We start from the raw sequence: 1925 nt of genomic DNA, 5'->3' as shown, positions 1-1925 counted from the left end.
GACTTGTCCTGCAAGAAGCGCAAGCACAGAGCCCCGCCTTCCGTCGTTGCGAAGCGAGAGTCAGAACGCGTGATGCACATGAGAGCTCTCGTGTGAGCTCTCATGTTTAATAAAAGGCCCAACTTGTCGGCATGCCAAGGGTGCCGACCTTTGCCAAGGGGGGTCGGCATGCCGACCTTTGCCGATATCGGCAAGCTGATTTATGAAACACCCCCCTAGCCATCAGTCTTTTTATGTTCCTCAGGCGTCCCTTCTGACCCTGTAACCTTGCGCACTGGCCATGTCCTCGGTTTTCGAGAATCTGGTTGACTCTTTCGCTTCTGTTGATGCCCTGGTGGAGGCCTTGGGCCCCCACGGGCTCGACGTTGCGGCCCTCCCTTCGCGGGAGAAAGAGGCGGCGTTTATGCGTTCCTTGAAGGACTTCGTCATGACGCTGTCCGAACGCTCGCTGCGCGCGCTTGTCAAGCAAGCGGCCGAGGCCGCGAGGTCCCAGACCTCGACTCCTCGCGACGAGGACGGCCCCCCGCGTGTACTGGACGCGCGTGGTGAAGCGGGACTTCTCTCCCGCGAGAATTCCCCTACTGGGGCCGCGGTGGGTTTTCGCCCGCCCGCGGCGGGCCGGGCGGGCCCTGAAGGCGATGCTTCGGGCCCGACCGACACGACGACTTCTCGCCCGGTCGTCCGACGTCGGGTCCTCGATGTCGACGACGACGGGCTGGACTCCGACGCCGCCTCCGTTTTTAGAACGTTGGACTTGTCCGCGTTCGATGAGACGAAGCGGGCGCAGCGCGCGGCGCTCGCCCGGGAGCGACTACTCCGCTCCGCGGACGCGTCGGAAGAAGCTTCTGAACGAGCTATAGCGTTGACCCCGACTTGGGCGATGCGCGTTCGGCCGTTCGAGGAGCTGCTGCCGGTCCAGGCGGCGCACTTGCGCGACGTTCTCGCGGACGTCCGCTATTTTGAAGGAGCGCCACAGGTGGCGCCTCTTCATCCGGTGCTCGCGCACGCGGTGGACTCCCCGGCCGAGCGCATTCTGGTGTCGCAGCTGGCGGCGACCCAGCAGTTCGTGCGGAACATGTTGTTCCTGCTCAACGATCTCCGCGACCGCGCTGAGCGCTTCTCGGAGCACGACGCCGGTTTGGGTTCGTTGGCGGATGCCGCGATGCTTGTCACTACGAGTTTCGCGGCGGATCGCGTGGCGGACCTTCGTGGGCATCTCTACGCGAAATGCCACAGTCGGGAGCCGATGGGGATTCAGCCGTATCTTTCGGCGATGGACGCCTTGGAGCGTCGGCATTCGCCGCGTATGATCGGGTCCTCCCTGCGCGGCTTTGGCTCGTTGGATGAGCTGCGCCAGGCTGGTTTCGTTGGCCAGCGGCGCGAGGGCTCGGGTTCGCGGAGGGGACGTCGCCACGGCGGCGGTGCCCCAGCGTCCCGTGCTAAGTCTCCGCCCGCGTCGGCGCAGCGCGACTCCCAGTCGTCGCCGGCGCGCGAGCAGCGCTCCCCGCAAAAAGATAACCGGGGGCGCGGTAACGGGGGTGGTCGCGGCGGTTCGGCCGCGGCCACCCCCGGTCGCGATTAGACGCGGCGGCGGCGGCGTCGTCGCCGGCAGGATGTACGGTGGTCCTGCCGGACGCTGGGCGGGGTCGGATGGACTCTCGCCTTCACCGGCGCCTGTCGCAGTGGGAAACGTTCGTGGGTCCGCATTCGTGGTCCTCACGGGTCGTTCGCAACGGGTTGAAGTTCCCGTTGGTTCGGGCGCCTCCTCGGCAACGTTGTCGCCGGGAGGTTGCCGACGAGGCGCAGCGGGCTGTTCTGCGACGCGAGGTCGCGGAGATGCTCGCATGCGGAGCGATTTCGAAGTGCGGCCGCGCGGCGGTTCGCTTCGAGTCTTTGTTGTTCTGCGTCGGGAAGCGGGACGGCGG

Annotated in this window: 1 protein-coding gene; it reads left to right on the top strand. The window is 66.2% G+C overall.

What is annotated here, in order from left to right; all coding sequences use genetic code 11:
* Window positions 1-427 precede the first annotated feature (427 nt).
* A complete protein-coding gene (locus tag Q8S60_RS17690) occupies window positions 428-1582 on the top strand; it encodes a hypothetical protein (RefSeq protein WP_305668756.1) in 1155 nt (384 codons plus the stop codon).
* Window positions 1583-1925: the final 343 nt, after the last annotated feature.

It is taken from the genome of Parvibaculum sp. (assembly GCF_030694575.1).
In the GTDB taxonomy this organism is placed as follows: Bacteria; Pseudomonadota; Alphaproteobacteria; order Parvibaculales; family Parvibaculaceae; genus Parvibaculum.
This window is presented reverse-complemented; position numbering and strand designations above follow the sequence as displayed.